Below are 17,248 nucleotides of genomic sequence, written 5' to 3'. Positions count from 1 at the left end.
GTGCTTGCGCTATTTACGCACACGGCTCCTCCTAGTCACCATTCACAAAATATAGCTTATCTCTTTTCTTAAGTCATATATATTCACCTTAACTCTTGGTGAAGGTAAAGGAAACTTATGAAGAAAGAGATAGAATTTATCCCAAGTAAAAGATTTTCTTTGACTTCTCCTGTTGAGCCATCTAAAAAGTAAATATAGGATTTTGTCTTTAAATTGGTGAACACTTGGAGTGTTATCCGTGATGCAATAGTAGTTGTAATATCCTACAAGCGAGCGTTTAAATCTATCCATAATCATATGAATATCTTTATTTCGGTTATTCTTTATCCATTCTTTCGATTCCTTTAGTTTACCTTGTAGCTTCTTCCTACTTGTTTTCCGTTTCACACGAAAAATTCCTTGTTTACTCTTCCCACAATAGTGTGTGAAACCGAGGAAATCAAAGGTTGCAGGTTTTCTATTCCCCGTTTGTTTTGCATCTTTCTCCGCAAATCTCCCGAAGGGAATAATCTTAGTTTTATCCTCCGCTATTTCTAAGTTAAACTTCAGTAATCTCAGCTTCAATGATTCAAAGAATTCCTGAGCTTCGCTCTTATATTGGAAGCAACAAACAAAGTCATCTGCGTACCTGACTATGTATGCTTGCCCTTTACACTGTTTTCTGACCTTATGCTCAAACCATAGGTCTAGGACATAGTGGAGGTATAGATTGGCAAGTACTGGAGATATGACTCCACCTTGCGGTGTGCCTTTATCTGTCTTGTATTTCTTTCCTTCCTCTATATATCCACCTTTAAGAAACCTACCAATTATTCTAAGTAGGTTAGGGTCAGCGATTCGCAGTTTTAAGAACTCGATCATCCATATGTGGTCAACGTTGTCAAAGAACCCTTTGATATCTACATCTACTACATAATTTACTGATTTCTTTTCAATATAATGATTTAATATCTTCAAAGCATCATGGCAGTTACGATTTGGGCGGAACCCAAACGAGCAGTCTAGAAAATCATTTTCATAGATGGCATTTAGTATTTTTGTAACGCCTTTCTGTACAATCTTATCTTCATGTTCTGGTATCCCCAACGGTCTTTTCTTGTTGGAGTTAAGCTTGGGAATATACATTCTCCTTACGGGAACAGGATGATAACTTTTACTTTTAAGCCTACTTACTAAGTCCTCTATATTTTCTTCTAGTGTTTCACTATATTGCTCTTTAGTTGTGCCATTAACCCCAGTTGCCTTCTTATTAGGTAATTCATGATGGCATTGAACTAGTGATTGCTTATTTAGTAAATGTGCAAGAGATGTAAATTTCATTCTCGGTTCAGATTTTGCTAATTCTGCTATCCTTAGTAGTTTTGTTTCCATTTATTATCCCTACCTCCGCGTGTAGTAAATGTATCCCTAATAAGGGTGATAACTTGGTAGCAGCCTTTCCTCCATCGGCATTACCCAACTTCATTGGTACTACGCTGCTATCCGACTCCCTACAACGGCATTTGGTTTCCTTGCTTATTATCGCTTGTACACCATACTCTTCTATAAGAAGAAAAGACCGGTAGGGTCTCCCGAGTTGCCGTATCATATCCATGTGTGACGTGCCAAGGTCTCTGACCCCAGAGAGGTTTTATCCTTCTTGCCTTTAGCGAAGGATAAAATGTAGCTTTCTACCGCAGGTAAGGTATCAGCCCTCTCGTTTACTAACATTTTGGAGCTCCATCCCTTCAACCATTTGGCTTTCGGCCCGCCACCTAACTGTCTACGCTTAAAGGCTAATGTTACCATTAGCCCTCCAAGACTCGCTACGAGTGAATGGCTAGTTCTTTCTCGACGGGAATCCCACCCGCTATATGATACGACCTAGGCTCGGCCGCACACCTGCTGCGTTAGTTCAATAAGAAAAGAGGCTTTACTCCTTCTTGAAGTAAAGCACCCGTTAGCCATCCATGCAGCACAAAAAAATGCTGCACCACAGAGAATGAAAATGGTTATGAAGTGTAAATACTGATACTGACCTTAATCCAGTCAACCGTATTCCATAGACTTATTTACGCTCTCCTCTTTTTTTTAAACGATTAAGTAGGGGTCTTCTTAAGTATTGTCATTTTTCGTTTCTTGAAGAACTAATTTTCATGGGAGTTAAACAACTATTGGTACCCACCATTGGACTCTGGGAGAGATTTATATTCACCCTTGCTTTTAATTATATTAAAGACATAATTTCTCAACTCAATTAGTTGTTTTGCATCGTTCGTTGGTTCGCAGTCTTCCCCTGAAATTAAATGTTTTATCGTTTCACCGTTGATAATAATTTCCCATTTATCTTTTTCGTATGGTTGTTGCTTGCAAAGCATTCCGTTTATAGGTTCAGGTGTAAATTCCTTAGTTTCGACTATATTAATTTCTTGCATTTTCTTATAAATATCTTTCATTTCTTCTTCTGTTAAGATGACCTCTGTGGTTGCAGTGCCATCTGCTATTAAATCCTTAGTCACCGTTCCTTCGAAAGTATTGATTTCATTCTTTTTTTGAACACCGAACTGAATAGAAAAATCAAAATCACTTGGCATATCTTTTGGCATATTTTTAGTAGGAGAGTTGGTTATATTTTTAGAAACCTCGTTGTTGGATTCATTCTCTTCACCATTTTGTTGACAGCCCAATAACCCTATTGATAAAAATATTAAAGATAAAATTAAGCTAAGTTTCTTCAATATCATCACTCCTTTTATAATAAGACAGAATTTCATAGTTTTCGTTTCAATAAATCTTGTGTTAATTTGTTCAACTAACCTGCTGCGTTAGTTCAATAAGAAAAAAGGCTTTACTCCTTCTTGAAGTAAAGCACCCGTTAGCACAATAAGCATTATGCTTTAACATCCGATTTTATTTTTTCAACAATCACAAATATAAAATATAAAAGAATTAATGCAATAGAAATGCCAAGATATAATTCAAATTTTGATAAAAACAATTCTTTTGTCCAACCATCTGCTGGCAATAAAAATGTAGCTAAAAAATTAGAAATTCCTATACCATCATTAGCTTCAGGAATTAAACTCACTGTATAATTTTGACCCAAAGAAACACTTGAAAGAATTGCGAAAGCTATCATTGGTATTACAGCTTGAGACATTTTCATTTTTCTTTTTGAAATGAAAAATCCAGCTATAATTCCGTATAACACTAATATAACGAAAATCATAAAATCCCTCCCTAATTAGTCCCTTTAAATTAATTATTACGATTGAAAACATTTTAAGTTTCGATTTTTCTTGTTAAACTAACCTGCGGCGTTATTAAAAACACATTCTATGTATATAATTCTATTAAGTTGGCAATAATCCTTTTAATATTACTATTTTAGGGGGAATCGAATTGTTACTGTCAAAAGCATGGTCCTCGTTTGAAGCGGATAAACGAATAGAGGGCTTCTCACCACAAACGTTGAAGGCCTACGGGTTACAGTTTTTACTACTAATCGATTATTTTAAGGATACAGAAATAGAATCACTGGATACAAATCAACTGAAGGAATATCTCTCTATAGCCGGCAAGCATTTAAAACCGGCCAGTCTTGCACACCGGATTCGCTTTATGAAATCATTTTTTCGTTGGTCCCATGAAGAAGGCTACCTGAGTAAAAACCCATCTTCCAAAATTAAAGAACCCAAAGTGGGTAAACGGATACCCAAGTATTTAACCGAACGGGAGATAGAACACCTTCGTGAATCCTGTCATTCTCCCATGGAAAAAGCGATTTTTGAATTCATGTTTTCTACCGGTTGTCGTATTGGAGAAATAGTTGCGTTAGAAAAGAACCATATTAATTGGTCCAATCAATCTGCTATTGTCAGAGGAAAAGGAGATAAGGAAAGGGAGGTTTATTTTAATACACGTTGCGATATATGGCTTAAACGCTACATGGAAAGCCGTAATGACCATAATTCAGCCATCTTTGTAACAGCAAGACAACCACATAAAATGAGTGTTGCCCAAATGCGATACATCATCAAACGGATCTCTAATCGAGCTGAAATTAATAAAGAGATTCACCCACATCAACTTAGACACAGCTACGCAACTCATTTGATGAATAATGGAGCTCCTATTGAAGTTATACAAAGTCTTATGGGACACGAAAAAAGTGAAACAACTAGGATCTATGCTCAATTAAGCGGAAGGCTAAGGAAAGAGTATTATCAGAAATACTTTTAAATACAAAGGAGCAACGTCTTAATGACGTTGCTCTATTTGACTAACGCACCCGTTAGTTCAACAAGCTCTATTAATCAACAACATTAGAGAGTACCTCACAATCACAGAATCCGCCTTGATTCTTCAATGCTTTTACGATTTTAGATAGTTTACTCTTAGGTATGTTATCTTCCAGCCAGCTCTTTGTAAGTTTAAGAGAGTGGTCACAATCATCGGCATTTAACTTTTCATCCAAAAATATACCGAGGGACTCCAACTGTTCTGGGGATAAGTTTAGCTCATTCCACATTCCACCATAGTCTTTTAATAGGAAAAGTCTTTTAAGGTCCTTTTGGTTCTTTTTATCCAACTCCATAGCCCTTTCTAAACAATAAATAGCATTGTTATAATTGAGTAAGCATTCTTCGGCTTGCGACAACAAACGCCAAGCAAGAGGAATTGTTTCGTTTTCTACTACATAATCCTTTAACCCTCGCCTTGCTTCTAAAAGAAAAGGAACCGCTTTTTTTGCCGGGGCTCTCCTATCCCACGAACCTTGCATTGATAATTTTTGACCTTCGATTAGAGTTTCTTTTAATGCTTCAAGCTTTTCCATAAATACCTCAACTTTAATTCCATTTTACTCTATTTTCGTTTTCCATCGTTCATTTTCCTTGTTGAACAAACCTGCTGCGTTAGTTTAAGTGAAGGTCTTCACAATCTTTATATTGATAGTAACATAAATTTCCAATATAAAATCAAGATTTTTACAATTTTATACTTTATTCAGGTTGAATTCGACCGAAACTAACCTATTCTCCGTTGTTTTTGCGTTAATCCTTCTTGGATCAAGGGACTTCTTTGATTAAATATGTTTTTTTGATAAATGGAGAACTTACAGACTTATTAGTAATTTTAAAAGTTCTCTATCCAAAATTAATCGTGGATATTAATCGTTAAATCTTTTCTCAAACATTGTATTAAAAAACCTTTTCTCTGGTGATATCTGTTATCAAAACAGCACGCATCAGGCACATTTTCAAGGCTTTCCAATGTGTTTTTTAAGTGATGAATGATGTTACGGTGATAGATTGTTATTTTTAGAATCATCAAAAACAACTAAATATAGGGGTGTAACGTTAGGCAATATATAATGCCTTAATTTGTATTTATGCGGATTATTGAATCAATCAAGATATTCAGAAAAGCGCTCTAATAGAAAAAAAATACGGTAATAAGGCATTAAGAAAGGGTGTTAAAGATTTAAATCTAGCTCTTGATGGTTAGTACCGGGGCTTTTTGTCCGGTTTTCCTCAATATAGTTATGTATATACTCAAGCTGGTTAGATTAAATCACTCACAGATTCTCTTTCATTTTCTGAATAACAGTTTGATAAAATGAAACGTGATTAGGTACAAATCTTTCCCTCCCAACATACTCATTGAGGAAAACTTTACTGCCATCATTACTTAGTTTTACTCCTTTAATCCGTACGGAGTCTCGTTCACCTAACCATAGCTCTTCAAAATCGGCAAATTTTACTTTTACTATTCCTGCAACTTCTTCTTTTTGAAAAATAAAGTCATCAAAGGATTTGTTATATTTATAGAGAAATACATTTGCTAATTCCTTATCTATAAAGTCTTCTAGCATCACACAATAATTAATTACTCCTAATGGTGTTAAATCAATAAAAGAAACCTCAATCCCTACTTCTTCTTTGATTTCTCTTATCCCATCTTGGATAGATTCATCAAACAATATATGACTTGCTGCAGTGATGTCAAAAAGATTTGGATAGTCCTTTTTTGTATCACTACGTAATTGCAGGTAAATATAAACTGAATCCATATCATTTTCAATAAACCAACAGTGAAAAGTTTTATGCCAATATCCGTTTCTATTTACTTCTTCACGACTAGCAACGCCTATGTGGTTTCTAATACATCACTTTTATTGGGGAACGGGTTTTATTTCAATACTTATATTTTACTTTTTCTTTCTTTTCGCTTGTTTCGCTTCTTTTTCCCATTGTACAAGAAATGGGAAAGGATCGAATGCTAGTTCTGTTTTACCATTAAATTTATAGATTCCATAGTGAAGATGTGGTGAAAATTTACCTGAAGTACCCTCTTTTCCATATCCCGTACTCCCTACATATCCTATAACTTGTCCAGGTTCTACGATATCCCCAACTTTCAAATAATCCTGAAACCTAGTAAGATGCGCATAGTAATGATAAGAATTATGATTATCACGGATTCCAACTCGCCAACCACCGAATTGGTTCCACCCCATAACTTCTACTACACCATAAGATGCAGAAAGGACAGGCGTATTATTGTCGGCAAATATGTCAGTTCCTTCATGAATTCTTCGTCCACCCCAACCTCGATTCGCGCCCCAAGTTTTACCATAGGAATACGTATATCCAAGTTCAACCGGGAATGTATGAGCATCTAAATCAATCGTACCGAATCTTTCGAATAGTTTTGCGGTAGTTACAATTTGGTTTATGGTTGTTTCATTTTTGTAATAATCCCATAAAGCTAACTTGAAATCATCTTCACTTAGTCCATATTTGCTCAAGTAAGAGGCCATGGAAAACAATACATCTGTGTCATCTTTTATATTTGCCACCCCATCACCGTTCCCATCTAGGCCGAACCCCCCAAAATGATTAATGGCATTTGGGGATGTATCATTCAATTGAGGGTTTAGTGCTCCCGACCAATATTCGTCTGAAAATTGGATTGACACAACCCCTTCTCTCTTTGGAATATCGTTACGAACATTTTGGATATTTCGCTCATATTGATCGATAGCAGCTATATAGTACCAGGGAACAATGTAATTGTCATATCTAAGATAATAGCTCATTCGCTGTTGCAATATCTCTTCCCTAGTTGGATCAACATCTCCCGCAAAATTTTTCATAGTAGGTAAAATAGTCAAAATTATAAACAATGTCATTAAAGGAATTAAGTTTCGCGACAAATAATCTATCCACCTTTCTCGTTACACAAACCTTAAAGTCAGATTTCTAAATAACTTCAATAGTTGTTATATCAGTCTTCTTCATTCACTGTTCGTTTCGTGACTATTCTTTTCATCCGTCAGCGTTTTTATCTTTATTAAATCGTTAATCGTTACAAACTTATAGCCCTGACTTTGAAGTTCTGGTAAGATTTTTTCCAATGCTTTCACGGTCTGTGTTCTATTTCCACCACCATCATGGAACAGAATAACATCCCCTTCTTTTATTCCTTTTAAAACAGTATTCACGATCCTATTCACACCCGGATTTCTCCAGTCTTCTGTATCTTGGTGCCATGACCACATGACAACTTGAAAACCATCTTTTACAACTTCTTCAATCATGGCATCGGTATATTGTCCTTCTACCGGTCGAAATAGGTTTGGCGTGTAACCTGTAATGCTGTAAATGGTGTCATTTGTTTGTTTAATTTCTTTCATGATCTTCGAAACATTTGTACTGTTAGGGTGTGTATAAGTATGATTCGCCAATTCGTGTCCCTCTTCAAACATTCGTAAAATTATTTCCGGATTTTTTTCGGCTTGTTCACCAACAATAAAAAAAGTCCCTTTTGCATCATATTGTTCGAGTAAATCCAAAATTTGAGTGGTATGCTTTTTATGTGGACCATCGTCAAATGTCAAGGCAACTACCTTTTCCTTTGTTTTAATATCCCAAATAATTTGACCAGCTTCTTCATAATATTTTCGCCCACGGTCTGCCGATACGCTTCTATTCTTGCTGTCATTAACATAAAAAATGGCTATACCTATAAGAAACAAGGCTAGTAAAGAAAGCACCACCTTTTTCACAAAAACACTCCCTTAACTATATTTCGATTTAATTTATTATTTGTTAACTTCACGAAATAAATGTATCGTTTTTGCGAAATTAAATTAGTTGATTTTATCCATAGATGTTCATTTTTATGAATAAAATAAATTTTAAAATAATATTGGACCTCTTCTTTATCCTAACCTTTTTAAAAGTTCCCTTTTCTCCTTTTTTTTTATATCCAACCTCTTTGTCAGACATGTTATATTGTGACCTTTTGCTAATTTTTCATACCTCTTCGATAAATCTTCTGGTTGCAACTCTTCTTACAATCGCAAAAAAAATTCATGAATCGACGTGAGATGAATGCCTTCATATTAAGTCATCTACATTAAAGCATTAAATGTAAAACAATCTAGAAGTAAATTCATTTAAAAATCTATAGTAAGAATCCGATATTTTAATTATTATCGCATCGCCTTTGTGCAAGCTAATGTCTGCGATCACGAACAACACAACATCCTAATGATTCTATAGTTACAATTTTAATTAAGTTTATATAGACCGGGATGAGTTTCAAACTAATTACTTATATTAGAATAAAGATTAACTTACTCTAAATGGAGAACATTAAGCGGTTGAACAAAGAAATAAAATATTCATCTAAACTCGGGTTACGTATAATATTACAATCAGAAAATATATCTACAACAATTATGACAATAGCTCTTTGAATAATAGATAATGATTCGTTTAGAAGCGTGTTCGCTTCATTTACCATTGCATACAAAGAGCTATGCTTATTTTCAAAGATTTCAAGTGATGGGATGATTCCCCGCTCATTCTTGTCCATAATGTCGGAAATAGATCATAGGGGTCTCTCCTATTTCGGAAGGCAACCTCCCCTCTAACTTTTCAACATTTTCGAGAACATACAGAAAAATATTATTGGCCTCTTCTTTCAATAAAACAAGGCGTTTAACGTTTCCGAAACTCTCCAAGGAATGTATCCAGACAAGAGAAGTTCTTCTACAGATTTTAAAGAAGCAGTGATTTTTTGCTTGGAACTATAGAAGTCTTCAGTTCCTATGGCTTCGATGAAAGCGGCTAGTTCAGCATATAGTTTCTTTACTGCCACTTTTTCTGGTCCATGTGGATTGTTAAACCAACCAATCATACCAATCCCCCAAGAAAATGCTCCGCCTAGTAATACAAGTCCTGCGCGTAGCGGAGTTAGTGAAGGATCTATAAGCATTCCAGTTCCCATTAAAAAAGCTAATACAAAAAAATAGCAGCCGGACCTGTAATTCGTAAGGCCCCAAACAGGAATGTAGAAATTGATCCAATTAGTGCAACTAAAAACGATGATACAAAAGGATAAGGAGCAAAAAAAGTAACCAGCGTCACTGCAATTGATAATCCAATTAATGAAAAAAATAACTTTTTAGCTCGAAATGCATATGGAATGTTAAATACATATAAATACGTTAAGCCACCGAGACCTGCAATAAGTCCGTACTCTAAACTCATCAATAGATATCCTATTAGAACTGGTAAACCTGCACAAATTGCTTTCATCCATGGAAGAGGGTTCTTGCTTAGTGCAAAAGCTTGTTTGTGGTTAATATAAGTGTGGAAAAGATAGATTCGGAAGATATATGTTTCAAGTGGATTCCCTCTTCTTAATTAATAATTCTCTAATAATAACGCTGAAAATAGTGGATAACAAAATTTAGTCTAGAAGGATAGACTGTACGAGCTATATTGTAAATGTCGTCGGTTCTCTTGCTCTATATCTACTATGGTTTCTGATTGGACTAAAAAAATTATTGAGCCAACGAATTGAAAGTGTTATACTGTTTAAACGCTTATTTATAGGAGTGAGAGATATGATCCAAATTTCAGGTGCACAAAAACTATATTTTTTAACACAAAACCCTTTGACTGAAACTGGTCAAAGGGTTTTGTTGCTTTAAGGAAAGAATTTTAGTGGAGGAATACATTAATGAATCAATACACAAATTCAAATGATCCAATGGTTGCAGGATGGATTAGTTTATTAAGCAACATAGTATTAACAGTTCTAAAAATTGTAGTGGGTACGATCTTCCACAGTCCAGTTCTTCTGGCAGATGGTTACCATAATGCTGGTGATGTTATAGCAAGTGGCGCGACATTAACATCTATGCGTATTTCCAAACGTCCTGCAGACGAAGACCACCCATATGGACACGGCAAAGCGGAGGTACTAAGTTCTGCCGTTGTAGGGATTATTTTAATTTTAGCAGCCTGTTATATTGCCTATGAATCAATCAAAGCATTCTTTCATGAACCTGAAAAAGCAGTTTTAATAGCCTTTGTAACGGCGATTATTTCACTAATATGGAAATTTATTTTATACGTATATACGATGAGAATTGGGAAAAAAACAAATAGTAAAGGTCTAATTGCTACTGCAAATGATCACCTTGCAGATGTGTATGCTTCGTTAGCAGCAGTAGTCGGCATTGGACTTGCATTGTTTGGGGAAGCTTATCATATAAACATCCTTTTATACGGAGATCCGATTGCTGGAATAATTGTGACAATCTTAGTGTTCAGACTTGCATATGGCATGCTGATTGAAGCTGGTTCCACACTTATGGAGAAAAGTGTAAGCCAAGAGATATTAGACGATTTTCAAACGCTAATATTAACTATTCCAGAAGTGAAACGTCTAGACCGTCTACGTGCAAGGGAACACGGTCATTACTTATTGGTAGATCTTCGTGTGAGTGTACCTGGCGATTTAACCATTCAAGAAGGTCATGATATTATCCGTAAAATTAAAAATACAATAATGGAATACCACGAAGATGTTGAGGAAGTGCTAATACATTTAAACCCTTGGTATGAAAATTGATAAAGAAGTAGAAAATAAAAAGATTATCCTAATGATCTACTGAATATTATTTGAAGTACAAATCTTGAGGTCACTGAAAACCCTACGTTTTTAAACCCTGAAAATGAATCTAAATCTAAAAAGGCGACATTTCGTTCTATTTCGAACGAAATGTCGCCTTTGGTGATGTGACCGATACTACGACTTGGAGAGGAGGGTCGATCAATTAGTCCCTTCTAATTATTTTGCTCCAGGCATTGATAAACCGCCATCATATCCTGTTTATTTAATTCGCGAATACGGTTGAAGATTGGGATATCGGCAACTGCCTCAATATATAAGCTTTCATCAACAACTTCATTCACACTACCTGTTAGCCATTTTTCTACTGTTATGCCTTCGACATCATCCTGAAGCCCTTTATCATTGATACCAGTTGCATGACAGCTCACGCAGGGTATCGTTAGTTTGTATACGCCGTCATGTAGATTATCTTCAGATATGAATTTCTTTCCTTTACAGAATGTACATGGCTGACTTTTCTTGATCTTGTTAATTTGTGTAACAAGCTTTTTGTAACCAAACGCTTCATAAACATACGTAAGTTTTTTATATTTTCCATTCGTAAAATATTTTTCAATGATGTTTTCTCGCGTTTCATTGATATTGTCAAAATCACAAATAGTCACCAGATTATTATTACTAATGGATTCAATATTGTCCTTAATATTGTTCCAGAATGGTAATACATTTTGCATTACCATTTCGTACCCAGCAAAACTTGCAAGTTCTAATTCAAACATTTTCAGAGCTACTTGTGTTGTTCTAGGTAATAGAGAGACATCTTCTATCAAAGTCATATCGCCGCCTACAATAGATCTCAATTTTACCAGTTCAGGTAACTCCCCCACTTTTTTCAAAACTTGGTCAAGTGGTTGCATTATAATCTCGCGGATATCAGTTTCGCCAAATTTGAGTTGTTTATGATGGTTTAACACGGAACCTTTACAAATCGGACATGTAATTGGTGCTTTAGATTCTTTCATTTGCTCTTTAATAATCGATTTTGAAATGAACATATACATCCCAATAATATTATTAAATCCTTGCCAAGTTCTTTGTGTCTTACCTGCTTTGTCATAAAATGACTTGTCCCAATACCCGTATAAAAACGTATGCTTTTCTTGATCTGTCAGGCCATTATAGCTTTTACTTATATCATGACCAAGTTCGTTTTTTATCTCTTCAAACAAGAATTCTAATTTTGGATATTGATAATATTTTAATACCTCCATCACATCTGGGTGCAGTTGTCCCTCCCAGAATGGAACGGTCTTATCCTGAATAACGACATCAAAATCAAATTGTTCTATCACCCCACGACCCGAACAACTCGGACAATGATTGCCGTGATAATAGAAATCGAAGTTCTTCGTATCTTTGTTGGTTGGATGTGCAGCTACAATATGGTTGATGAGACCGCCAATTTCATAGAGGAAACTATATTGGCTGTAAAGGTGACGTTCTAGATCAATAGCGATAACAGGGGCAATTTTGTCAGATTCGTATTCCCCATATATCAAACGTGCCATAGATGATAGGCTTTTTAAAATCCCACCCTTATAGACGTTTTCTGCATTTTTAAAGTAGGCAATCTGATTATTTTTTAAGTAATTTATGCCAGTTTGTTGATTGATCATGGAAGGTATATGTATTGGAACAAGACTACCTTTATTGTTCTTCTGACGATAGTAATCATCATGGCTCACAACATCTAGATGCTCCACAGGTGTAAGTTGTCTTTTACCAAAATCTACGATGAAATCGGAGTTTTCTAGCATATAAGAATTATGTTCAATCATAATGATGGAGACAGATTCATCCTGTAAAATGACCCTGACACTGTCAATGAATTGATTTAATATATTTTGTGATAAACCTTTTGAAGGCTCGTCAAAAATAAACAGCGTATGTGGATTTCTAGAGTTGGCAAACAGCTCAGAAACTATATGGACACATTGAAATTCTCCATTTGATAAGGACTGTGTCGTTCTTTCCAACGTCAAATAACCCAGACCAAGTTTGATCAATAAGCTTAAGCGTTTATGAACAATATCTTCATTTGGTATTTCATCAATAATATCTTCAATCGAGCGTAGAAAAATATCATCAATATCTTCACTATATTTTGTGAGTTTCCTTTTTATATCAAGAAAAGTCGCAACTGTCGACCGACTAGTAATTGATTGGTTTCGATTTTGCCCCACCATTACCAGCTTATCTTTTGGATATCGCTTCACAAAATCTTTGGCTATACACTCATTGACAAGTGTAGATTTACCACATCCAGACTCTCCTGTAAAAGTGACAATTCTATTTTGGGGAATTTGAATTTCATCCATTTGAATATTACGACTGTGAAGATCATGAAAATGATAGTATTCTGTGGGTATTTCCCTGCTTCGTTCACAGTTAATTGACCTTGGCCGTGGAGTATCTTCGACAATTTCCCCACCATATTTACCACTTCCAGGTCCAAAGAATAATTGCTCATCTGTGGTATCTAGCACTGTGTCGGAATGATCAATGAGCCAAATTTGATTTTTATAGCCTAGTTTTTTAATCTGTTCTAAAATTTTCATTAATGTTTGATGATCAAGACCCACGGAGATTTCATCTATAATAATTACCGTATTTTCACTTGCTGCCATGAATTCTGCCAGGTAAAGTCGTGTTAATTCACCGCCTGATAATGTGCCCATAATACGATTTATTGATAAGTAACCTATATTCATGTTGATAATATTCTGTAGAATTTGTTGTTTCCCTTCACTAATATGCAAAACTACAGCTAATGCAAGAATAGATTCAATACTTAAGTTGTTGATATCGTAAATATTATGGGGTTGATCCAATAAGTCTAGCTGATACTGCAGAACCTCTGGATTATAACGCTTCCCTTCACACTTTTTACATTCGATATTCTTGGTAGTACCGCGTCCTTTACATGCAGGACACCAGCCTAATTCATTGTTAAATGAAAAAACCTCTGGCGAAAGATTAAATTTTTCAGCAAGAGTATCCCGAATCTCCTTAAACACGCCAGTATGTGTTCCAACGGTGGATCGTGGATTGGAAGAAATCGATGATTTTCCGAGAAAAAGTACCAAAGGCATTTCTTCCATCTTGATGGCACTGAAATTGGTTTCCATAATATTGGGGAATAAATATTGATATTCAGCCTTAGGCAATAAGGAAACAAGTCGTTTCTTGGATTCTTCTCCAATTGTTTGACAAAAAGTTGTTTTTCCAGATCCTGAAAGACCCGCAATACCTAAAGATTTATCTACAGGCAATTCTGTTTCCAAGCGTGTAATATTATTGGCTATTAATTGCTTTACCTTCATCGTACTTTCCACTCCAATTTTATCACTTGTATTTTAGTCTTCCCATCGGTTTTACTGATTGTCTTCCTCATCGTAAATACAAAACTCTGTATGTAATGTAATAAGTTATAAGACCAATTATCGGTAATGGAGCAATTGTGAATATAGGATTAACAAGCCAACTAGTCCAAAAAATACCCGATATTACTCCTAAAGTACAGACAGAAAAAAATCTTTTTCGGGAAACTTTTGGATTTCTTGCTACTATAATTAATTAAAAGTGTTATTGAAAAAATGATCAACGATATAATGGTTAAAAAAGTTGTACCAAGTCCTTTAAAAACCAATAGATTAAAAAATGTATTGTTCAAAACATAGCACCAACTTTCTTTAGTTGTACATTTTTTCATAAGCTTTAACGACTCCATAAAGCTTAGTTTTGATTGTCCATTTCCCTTTGATATTCAAGCAGATCCCCAGGTTGGCAATCCAATGCCTTACAAATCGCCTCTAATGTGGAAAATCGCACCGCTTTTGCCTTCCCATTTTTTAAGATAGAAAGGTTTGCCATCGTGATCCCTACCCTTTCTGTAAGTTCCGTAACACTCATTTTTCGCTTAGCAAGCATTACATCAATATTGATTATAATTGGCATATTATTCACCTCAGCTTCAGACTATTAAATCGTTTTCCTCTTTTATATCAATGGCTTCTTTTAAAAGCCTTTGTAGTACAGCAGCAAAGACAGCAATGACCATTGACGCAAAGATTGGAATCATTCCGACTATTACTAGCCCAGGTGCGTCATCTACCTGAGCCAGGATAAAGACGAATGGTAGTGCTACCACATACAAACCACTAATTATAATGGCACATATTTTGATTTTGGTTATAGCTATTACAGATAATTCCGAGAAAGCTTGGCTCTTGTCAATATAGCTTACAAGGTTAAAAGATTGATACAAAGCGATGTAAAATGGGACAGCCGAAACATACATAACCATTAAAAGGCCGTAAACCACAAAAGCCAAGTCTGAACCTCTTTCTGCCGCTTCATTTGCTTCATTCGCTATCTGAGGCAACAAAAACAGACACATAGCAAGAACAGGAATTCCCATTAGAATAACAGCTAACTTTAAAAAAAGTGTTGATCCTCGTTTCATTAAAAGCACCTCCTATATATAGTATTTACTTTAACAGGAGATTTATCGTTTTTCAATATATTTTTATCAAATAATAATACTTATTTATTGTAAATTTTATCAATAAAACACTTTGGATTTATATAGAACCGCAAGCCTTTAATATCCTCCTTTAATCCTTCATTGAAAATAAGAACTATAAAAAATTAATGAAAAAAGTATGGATTCACCTTCTAAAGACCATTCTATGAAGTAAGTTTAGAAATGGAAGGAGCCTATTATTCCACATGAAATTTAAACTACCTTTCAATAAGAAGAATGAAACACCAGTTGAAATTGGTGCTCCTAGGAAAGATATAGGCATGCTGAATCCTTTGAAAAATGACTTTGTTCAATCAATAAAAGACGCCACACATAATCCAGCTGATTTAATCATCAAAGATATTCCACCCAATCATCTTACTCTTATTTATATAAATAATTTAGTGGATGACGTCACTTTAAACGATCATATCATATCCAATTTGCAGGACAAACCGAATGATACGCCTGAAGTAATAAAGGCAACTCTTTCTATACCTGAGATAAACACATCGACTCGGTTAGAAATGGCGATAAAATCACTCGTTAATGGATCCGTTCTTATTCATTTAGAAGGATATTCTCAAGTAATAATGGCTAATATTCCTAAACGGGAATCTCGAAATCTGTCCACACCAGAAAATGAATCACAAGTACTTGGGGCTCAAGTTGGTTTTAATGAAAGTCTTTCTACGAATATATCCTTAATACGTCGGTATATTGTAAGTCCAGATCTTTGTAATGAAAAATTTACAGTAGGTAGAAGGACAAATATTACTGTAGCACTTTTATACATCAATGGAATTGCAGATGATCAGATGATTAATACATTACGGCAAAGGATTACGGACCTTAATATTGATGCACTACTTGATAGTGCAGTTTTAGCAGAAATGATTGACGATAACTCTATGTCAGTCTTTCCACAAATGCTTCTTACGGAAAGACCTGACAGGTTTTGTGATGGTCTATTAAATGGAAAACTGGGGATTGTAGTGGACGGTAGTTCCATGGCTATCGTTTGCCCCCAGACATTTATAGAATTCTTTCAAAGTCGTGAAGATCAAAATCTAAGATGGCAGCTTGCTACATTTGCCCGGTTATTAAGGTTTACCGCCATTCTTCTATCTGTTTTTTTGACACCGATATATGTCGGCGCACTGACCTTTCATTACGAAGTAATTCCGCAGGCTTTCTTGGTTCCACTTAGTGAATCAAGAGCTTTAGTTCCCTTTCCACCCGTAATTGAAGCATTACTGCTTGAATTTATTATTGAATTACTTAGAGAGGCTGGGGCAAGATTACCAACAAAAATTGGACAAACTATTGGTATCGTTGGTGGTATCGTTATTGGAACAGCAGCTGTACAAGCGGGAATTACAAGTAATATTTTACTAATATTCGTTGCATTAAGTGCCCTGGCATCCTTCACAACTCCGAGTTATATAATGGGGAATGTTATCAGACTCATTCGTTTTCCGATTATTATACTTGCTGGATATTGGGGTTTCTATGGTATTATGCTAGCTTTTTGTTTTATCCTCATACATCTTTTACGTCAATCTAGTTTAGGTGCACCTTATATGTCCCCTTTCTATCCTCCCAGGCTGAAAAGCATGGCAGATACTATTATTAGATTGCCTTTGTCATTAACGTCTAAGAGACCGGAAGTTACAAGACCATCTGATCAAGAAAAATTCAATCCTGAACCTGTAAAACCTGATAAAAGTTGAATAGTAGGTGAAC

The 17,248-nt window shown here is 35.3% G+C and carries 16 protein-coding genes; 3 read left to right on the top strand and 13 right to left on the bottom strand.

Annotated features, from left to right (window positions below):
- Positions 1–42: 42 nt before the first annotated feature.
- From ltrA to LDK52_RS06995, 3 genes are all read right to left on the bottom strand, one after another.
- Entirely contained in the window at positions 43–1,371 is a 1,329-nt protein-coding gene (gene ltrA, locus LDK52_RS07005) for a group II intron reverse transcriptase/maturase (protein ID WP_277585236.1), read from the bottom strand.
- Between the two features lie 779 nt (positions 1,372–2,150).
- On the bottom strand, positions 2,151–2,717 hold the full coding sequence (locus LDK52_RS07000) for a hypothetical protein (RefSeq protein ID WP_277585235.1): 567 nt from the start codon (positions 2,715–2,717) through the stop codon (positions 2,151–2,153).
- Positions 2,718–2,869: 152 nt separating this feature from the next.
- A complete protein-coding gene (locus tag LDK52_RS06995) occupies positions 2,870–3,208 on the bottom strand; it encodes a hypothetical protein (RefSeq protein ID WP_277585234.1) in 339 nt (112 codons plus the stop codon).
- A 173-nt stretch (positions 3,209–3,381) separates the two neighbouring features.
- Here LDK52_RS06995 and xerA point away from each other — a divergent pair, with 173 nt between their 5' ends.
- The gene (gene xerA, locus LDK52_RS06990) at positions 3,382–4,221 is read left to right on the top strand and encodes a site-specific tyrosine recombinase/integron integrase (protein WP_277585233.1); all 840 of its coding nucleotides are present in this window, start codon (positions 3,382–3,384) and stop codon (positions 4,219–4,221) included.
- Positions 4,222–4,291: 70 nt separating this feature from the next.
- On the opposite strand, the gene LDK52_RS06985 is transcribed toward xerA, so the two are convergent.
- The 7 genes from LDK52_RS06985 to LDK52_RS06955 all read right to left on the bottom strand — a co-directional run bounded on the left by LDK52_RS06985 (position 4,292) and on the right by LDK52_RS06955 (position 9,542).
- Positions 4,292–4,816, bottom strand: coding sequence for a DUF2695 domain-containing protein (locus LDK52_RS06985; RefSeq protein WP_277585232.1), 525 nt, complete (start codon positions 4,814–4,816; stop codon positions 4,292–4,294).
- 741 nt (positions 4,817–5,557) lie between these two features.
- Positions 5,558–6,052, bottom strand: coding sequence for an NUDIX hydrolase (locus LDK52_RS06980; RefSeq protein ID WP_277585231.1), 495 nt, complete (start codon positions 6,050–6,052; stop codon positions 5,558–5,560).
- A 138-nt stretch (positions 6,053–6,190) separates the two neighbouring features.
- Positions 6,191–7,198 (bottom strand): M23 family metallopeptidase, encoded by a 1,008-nt coding sequence (locus tag LDK52_RS06975; protein WP_407081797.1) that lies wholly within the window; start codon positions 7,196–7,198, stop codon positions 6,191–6,193.
- Positions 7,199–7,279: 81 nt separating this feature from the next.
- Positions 7,280–8,050, bottom strand: a complete 771-nt coding sequence (locus LDK52_RS06970; protein WP_407081796.1) for a polysaccharide deacetylase family protein — start codon at positions 8,048–8,050, stop codon at positions 7,280–7,282.
- 578 nt (positions 8,051–8,628) lie between these two features.
- Positions 8,629–8,865 carry a hypothetical protein gene (locus LDK52_RS06965; protein WP_277585230.1) on the bottom strand — a complete coding sequence of 79 codons (237 nt, stop codon included), beginning with the start codon at positions 8,863–8,865 and terminating at the stop codon, positions 8,629–8,631.
- A 108-nt stretch (positions 8,866–8,973) separates the two neighbouring features.
- A complete protein-coding gene (locus LDK52_RS06960; RefSeq protein ID WP_277585229.1) occupies positions 8,974–9,267 on the bottom strand; it encodes a hypothetical protein in 294 nt (97 codons plus the stop codon).
- A gap of 20 nt (positions 9,268–9,287) precedes the next feature.
- A complete protein-coding gene (locus LDK52_RS06955; RefSeq protein WP_277585228.1) occupies positions 9,288–9,542 on the bottom strand; it encodes a hypothetical protein in 255 nt (84 codons plus the stop codon).
- 475 nt (positions 9,543–10,017) lie between these two features.
- Here LDK52_RS06955 and LDK52_RS06950 point away from each other — a divergent pair, with 475 nt between their 5' ends.
- Positions 10,018–10,914 (top strand): cation diffusion facilitator family transporter, encoded by an 897-nt coding sequence (locus LDK52_RS06950; protein ID WP_277585227.1) that lies wholly within the window; start codon positions 10,018–10,020, stop codon positions 10,912–10,914.
- A gap of 215 nt (positions 10,915–11,129) precedes the next feature.
- On the opposite strand, the gene LDK52_RS06945 is transcribed toward LDK52_RS06950, so the two are convergent.
- The 3 genes from LDK52_RS06945 to LDK52_RS06935 all read right to left on the bottom strand — a co-directional run bounded on the left by LDK52_RS06945 (position 11,130) and on the right by LDK52_RS06935 (position 15,442).
- Positions 11,130–14,300 (bottom strand): ATP-binding cassette domain-containing protein, encoded by a 3,171-nt coding sequence (locus tag LDK52_RS06945; RefSeq protein WP_277585226.1) that lies wholly within the window; start codon positions 14,298–14,300, stop codon positions 11,130–11,132.
- 412 nt (positions 14,301–14,712) lie between these two features.
- Positions 14,713–14,934, bottom strand: coding sequence for a helix-turn-helix domain-containing protein (locus tag LDK52_RS06940; protein ID WP_277585225.1), 222 nt, complete (start codon positions 14,932–14,934; stop codon positions 14,713–14,715).
- A 16-nt stretch (positions 14,935–14,950) separates the two neighbouring features.
- Positions 14,951–15,442: a DUF2975 domain-containing protein gene (locus LDK52_RS06935; RefSeq protein ID WP_277585224.1), complete on the bottom strand. Its 492-nt coding sequence runs from the start codon at positions 15,440–15,442 to the stop codon at positions 14,951–14,953.
- A 266-nt stretch (positions 15,443–15,708) separates the two neighbouring features.
- Between LDK52_RS06935 and LDK52_RS06930 the strand changes: the two genes are divergently transcribed.
- The gene (locus tag LDK52_RS06930; protein WP_277585223.1) at positions 15,709–17,235 is read left to right on the top strand and encodes a spore germination protein; all 1,527 of its coding nucleotides are present in this window, start codon (positions 15,709–15,711) and stop codon (positions 17,233–17,235) included.
- The last annotated feature ends 13 nt before the right edge of the window (positions 17,236–17,248 follow it).

The organism is Psychrobacillus antarcticus, assembly GCF_029533155.1.
Classification (GTDB): domain Bacteria; phylum Bacillota; class Bacilli; order Bacillales_A; family Planococcaceae; genus Psychrobacillus; species Psychrobacillus antarcticus.
This window is presented reverse-complemented; position numbering and strand designations above follow the sequence as displayed.